5 protein-coding genes and 1 pseudogene are annotated in these 5228 nt (G+C 34.3%); all 6 read left to right on the top strand.

What is annotated here, in order from left to right; translation table 11 throughout:
* Positions 1-98: pseudogene (locus ACOYLP_RS10560) on the top strand (acyl carrier protein); the annotation flags it as partial.
* A gap of 177 nt (positions 99-275) precedes the next feature.
* Entirely contained in the window at positions 276-1529 is a 1254-nt protein-coding gene (gene fabF, locus ACOYLP_RS10555) for a beta-ketoacyl-ACP synthase II (RefSeq protein WP_422856133.1), read from the top strand.
* A gap of 7 nt (positions 1530-1536) precedes the next feature.
* Positions 1537-2277 (top strand): ribonuclease III, encoded by a 741-nt coding sequence (rnc, locus tag ACOYLP_RS10550; RefSeq protein ID WP_422856132.1) that lies wholly within the window; start codon positions 1537-1539, stop codon positions 2275-2277.
* 114 nt (positions 2278-2391) lie between these two features.
* Positions 2392-2877: an IPExxxVDY family protein gene (locus ACOYLP_RS10545; protein WP_422856131.1), complete on the top strand. Its 486-nt coding sequence runs from the start codon at positions 2392-2394 to the stop codon at positions 2875-2877.
* Between the two features lie 5 nt (positions 2878-2882).
* Positions 2883-4313: a pyruvate kinase gene (gene pyk, locus ACOYLP_RS10540; protein ID WP_422856130.1), complete on the top strand. Its 1431-nt coding sequence runs from the start codon at positions 2883-2885 to the stop codon at positions 4311-4313.
* Between the two features lie 32 nt (positions 4314-4345).
* Positions 4346-5104, top strand: coding sequence for a Bax inhibitor-1/YccA family protein (locus ACOYLP_RS10535; RefSeq protein WP_422856129.1), 759 nt, complete (start codon positions 4346-4348; stop codon positions 5102-5104).
* Positions 5105-5228: the final 124 nt, after the last annotated feature.

The following is a 5228-nucleotide window of genomic DNA, read 5'->3' as shown; positions in this document are numbered from 1 at the left end:
TCGAAAAAGAATTTGATATTCAAATTCCAGACGACCAAGCTGAAAACATTGCTACTGTAGGTCAAGCTATTTCTTATATCGAAGAAGCAAAAAAATAATAATTACTAATCCGTGAGACTTGAACTAGTTTCACGGATTTTTATTATTTTACTGAAAAGAGTAAAACTGATTGACATCCAATCTCAAAAATATTGAAATACCCTTGTATCTTTAATGATTATATTTGAAGAAAACATGGGTATTATTTGTTTAAATACAATTGTAAAAAATAAATTATGACATTAAAACGAGTTGTAGTAACAGGTTTGGGCGCAATAACACCGATCGGAAATAACATCTCCGACTATTGGAACGCTCTAATTAATGGCGTTAGTGGTGCAGCTCCGATTACCTATTACGATACCGAAAAGCATAAAACAAAATTTGCTTGCGAAGTCAAAAACTTTAATATTGAAGAATATATGGACCGCAAAGAAGCAAGAAGAATGGACAAATTTGCCCAATATGCTGTTGCTGCAAGTCAGGAAGCAATTGCAGACGCCGAAATTACCGATACTAATGTTGACAAACAAAGAGTTGGTGTGATTTGGGGAGCTGGAATTGGCGGATTGGAAACTTTCCAGGAAGAAGTAATCAGCTATGCACAAGGCGACGGTACTCCAAGATTCAATCCATTCTTTATTCCGAAAATGATTGCCGATATTGCGCCCGCTCACATTTCGATGCGAAATGGTTTTATGGGACCAAATTATACTACAGTTTCTGCTTGTGCTTCTTCTGCTAATGCGATGATTGATGCTTTCAATTACATACGTTTAGGAATGTGTGATGTCATTATTTCAGGCGGTTCAGAAGCTGCGGTTACTATCGCAGGAATGGGCGGATTTAATTCGATGCAAGCCTTGTCAACAAGAAATGATAGTCCGGAAACTGCCTCAAGACCTTTTGATGCTACCCGTGACGGATTTGTTCTTGGTGAAGGCGCCGGAGCATTAGTTTTGGAAGAATACGAACACGCCAAAGCACGTGGGGCCAAAATATATTGTGAAATTGGAGGCGGCGGAATGTCATCAGATGCTTATCATTTGACAGCTCCACATCCGGAGGGAATTGGAGTCATCGCAGTTATGAATAATACACTTCGCGATGCGCGAATGAAACCGGAACAAGTTGACCACATCAATACTCACGGAACTTCAACTCCACTTGGAGATGTTGCCGAATTAAAAGCGATAAGTGCTGTTTTTGGTAGTCATGCTAAAAACATCAATATCAATTCTACCAAATCAATGACTGGTCATTTACTAGGTGCTGCTGGTGCTATTGAAGCGATTGCTTCTATTTTGGCTATGAAATACGGTATTGTACCTCCAACAATTAATCATACTGTTGTAGATGAAAATATTGACCCGAGTTTAAACCTTACATTGAACAAAGCTCAAAAAAGAGAAATCAATGTAGCTATGAGTAATACTTTCGGCTTTGGTGGACATAACGCTTGCGTTTTATTCAAAAAAATTGAAGCTTAATTTCTAGATGAAAATTCTAAAAAATATATTTCAAAAATCCCGTTCAAAAGAGGACGGGATTTTTTTTAACGAAATTCAAACTATAATAGGTTTCAAGCCTCAGTCTATTATTTACTACAAAAAAGCATTTACACATCGCTCTACAAATCAACTGGATTTAAAAGGAAATCCGATGAATTATGAACGTCTTGAATTCTTGGGAGATGCTATGTTAAGTGCTGTAATTGCTGCTCACCTTTATAATAAAGTTCCTTCCGGCGATGAGGGCTACCTGACAAAAATGCGTTCCAAAATAGTGAGTAGGGAGCACTTAAATGAATTAGGCAGAGACTTAAACTTAATCCGATTTGTAGAGAGTAAAGTGCCCACACAACACTTTGGTGAAAACATACACGGAAATATTTTTGAAGCTTTAGTAGGAGCTATTTTCCTTGACAAAGGCTATGATTTTTGTCAAAAATTTATTCAAAGAAGCGTTATCATTCCTTATGTTGACATTGCCAAACTTGAAGGAAAAGTTATTAGTTATAAAAGTCTGTTAATTGAGTGGTGCCAAAAGGAAAAAAAAATGTTCAACTACGAAGTGTATGACGACAATGGTAACGATGGGCAAAAATACTTTGGTGTTAGATTGAGTATAGATGATAAAGTAATCGCAAGAGCAAGAGCTACATCAAAAAAGAAAGCAGAAGAAAAAGCATCTCAACGAGCCTATTTTGCTTTTCAGGAAAAAATAGACAATAAATAATTCAGATTCCTTGAAAACTATAACGTTTTCGTTCATAAAATAAAGTTAAGCTAAATAGTTGTTTGTGAAAATCTACAACAGATAAACTATATTTACAATTAATTTTGCGAATTTATGGCTATTCACAAGTTGCATCTTGAAGAATTTGATGAAATAGATTATCAATTAATTGCGATTCATTCAAGTCTAGAAGATTATAGATTGGCCTATTATATAAATCAAAATCTGCCGATTAATTTAAAGAAGGAAAATTGTAATATTCAGATTAGTAACAAGGAAGGCGAAACGCAGTTTACGAGATTTGTTTTTGAAGATTCAAAAGATATTGCTTGGAATTTGGTTCAAAATAAAAATGATGTTTTTGTCCCTTCTCAAAATAGCAATCAAGGATTATTTGCAGAAACTAACAACAAATTTTCGACAAAAATATATTTGATTCCCGAGTTTAAGAAAGTAGATTATTTTTTAAAAATTGAAAATGGTGAGGTCAATATTGATGTGTCAAAAATTACAAATTGTATAAAAAAAATAGAACGTGTAAGCACTGTTTACGCTGTAGAAGTAGAAAAAATAAAATCAAAAAATAATTTAATTTTTTAAGTATAATGCCAACTAGAAAAAAAACTAAAATTGTTGCTACGCTTGGTCCGGCATGTAGTTCTAAGGAAGTAATTAAGAAGATGATTGACGCCGGAGTAAACGTTTTCCGTATTAATTTTTCTCATGCTGATTACACAGATGTAAAGGAAAGAATTGATATTATAAGAGGTTTGAATGAGGAGTTTGGTTATACAACAGCTATTTTGGCCGATTTACAAGGTCCAAAACTTCGGGTTGGTGTAATGAAAGAAGATGTGGTTGTGAACCCTGGCGATATTATCACTTTTCAAACTGCCGAAGATATTCCGGGCACAGCAGAAAGAGTTTACATGAACTATAAAGAATTTCCTAGAGATGTTAATCCAGGAGAAAGAATTCTATTAGATGATGGAAAATTGATGTTTGAAGCATTGGAAACTAATGGAACAACAGAAGTTGTTTGTAAAGTAATTCAGGGTGGACCTTTAAAATCTAAGAAAGGAGTAAATCTTCCAAACACTAAAGTTTCTTTGCCTGCTTTGACCAAAAAAGATATTAAAGATGCGCTATTTGCCATAGAACAAAAAGTAGATTGGATTGCACTTTCCTTTGTTAGAACACCAAAAGATTTAGAAGAATTGCAAGATTTAATAACAAAGCATTCATCTTATAAAATTCCGATTATTGCCAAAATTGAAAAACCAGAAGCAGTTGAAAACATTGATAAAATTGTTGCTTATTGCGATGGATTAATGGTAGCTCGTGGCGATTTAGGGGTTGAAATTCCAGCACATGAGGTTCCATTAATTCAAAAAAAATTAATTCACAGAGCAAAAACCGCAAGAATCCCAGTAATTGTGGCTACACAAATGATGGAAACCATGATTACAAGTTTAACTCCAACGCGTGCCGAAGTTAATGACGTAGCGAATTCAGTTATGGATGGCGCTGATGCCGTAATGCTTTCGGGAGAAACTTCGGTTGGAAATTATCCTGTTGAAGTAATTGAAAAAATGAGTCAAATTATTGAAGCTGTTGAAGATTCGCCATTGATTATTGTTCCTCAAAATCCACCTCACGTTAGAACCAAGCGTTTTATAACTAAATCCATTTGTTATCATGCGGCGATTATGGCCAATGAAATTAAAGCAAAAGCTATTTCTACACTAACTAATAGTGGCTATACAGCTTTTCAAATTTCGGCTTGGCGACCTAAATCACATATTTTGGTTTATACTTCTAACAAAAGAATTTTGACTCAATTAAGTTTGCTTTGGGGTGTTAACGCTTTTTTTTATGACAAATTTGTAAGCACCGATGATACCGTTGGCGATGTAAATGATATAGCCAAAGAAAAAGGATACGTAAAAAAAGGGGATATGCTTATTAATCTTGCCGCCATGCCGGTTGCTGATAAAGGAATGGTAAACACCTTGAGAGTTTCAGAAATAGAATAATTTACTACTTTTACATTTTAAAACTAAAAATTATGAATTCAAACAACCCATTTTTCAAAAACAAAACTTTTACAAACACATCAGCTTCAGCTGAAGTTCATGAAGCTACAGTTATTGATCGTAATGAAACAATGACAGTTTCGGGAACTATTAATAAAAGTTTCCTAATGTTGATTTTATTAATTGCTAGTGCCGCAATAACTTGGACAATGACTTTTAATGGTCAACCACCAATGATATTTATTTTCGGCGGTGCAATTGTAGGTTTTATTTTAGTACTAATAGCTACTTTCAGACCACAATCATCGGGATATTTAGCGCCTGGTTATGCTATTTTTGAGGGGCTTTTTATTGGTGGTCTTTCAGCCATTTTCGAAACAATGTATCCAGGAATTGTGATACAAGCGGTAAGTTGCACTTTTGTAACCTTTATGGTTTGTTTTGGACTTTATAAATATGAAATTGTAAAAGTTACTGAGCGATTTAAATCGGTAGTTCTTGCAGCAACGTTGGCAATTGCAACCTATTATTTGATTTCGTGGTTGTTATCAATGTTCACAAGTTTTCAACCGGTTCATTATGGAAATTCGATGTTTAGTATTGGAATTAGTGTTTTTGTAATTGTTATCGCAGCGTTAAATTTATTCTTAGATTTTGACCAAATTGAAAAAGGTGTACAGCAAAAAATGCCAAAATACATGGAATGGTATGGCGCGATGGGATTAATGATTACACTAGTTTGGCTTTATATCGAGTTCTTACGATTGCTTTCCAAACTTAATAGAAAATAATCTTTGCATTATAAATATTTAGAAACCGTCTCTACTTGAGGCGGTTTTTTTATGGCTAAAATTCAAACCTTAACTGAACCACAACCGTTTTTTTGACTTCGGTATTTAAGTTGTTTAAAGATAT

The sequence above is a fragment of the Flavobacterium sp. genome (assembly GCF_049318325.1).
Lineage (GTDB): Bacteria > Bacteroidota > Bacteroidia > Flavobacteriales > Flavobacteriaceae > Flavobacterium.
The sequence above is the reverse complement of the archived record's forward strand: the minus strand, read 5'-3'. Positions and strand labels throughout refer to the sequence as shown.

Coding starts and splice junctions, on each gene's coding strand:
- fabF (WP_422856133.1), top strand. CDS start 276: ATGACATTAAAACGAGTTGTAGTAACAGGTTTGGGCGCAATAACACCG.
- rnc (WP_422856132.1), top strand. CDS start 1,537: ATGAAAATTCTAAAAAATATATTTCAAAAATCCCGTTCAAAAGAGGAC.
- ACOYLP_RS10545 (WP_422856131.1), top strand. CDS start 2,392: ATGGCTATTCACAAGTTGCATCTTGAAGAATTTGATGAAATAGATTAT.
- pyk (WP_422856130.1), top strand. CDS start 2,883: ATGCCAACTAGAAAAAAAACTAAAATTGTTGCTACGCTTGGTCCGGCA.
- ACOYLP_RS10535 (WP_422856129.1), top strand. CDS start 4,346: ATGAATTCAAACAACCCATTTTTCAAAAACAAAACTTTTACAAACACA.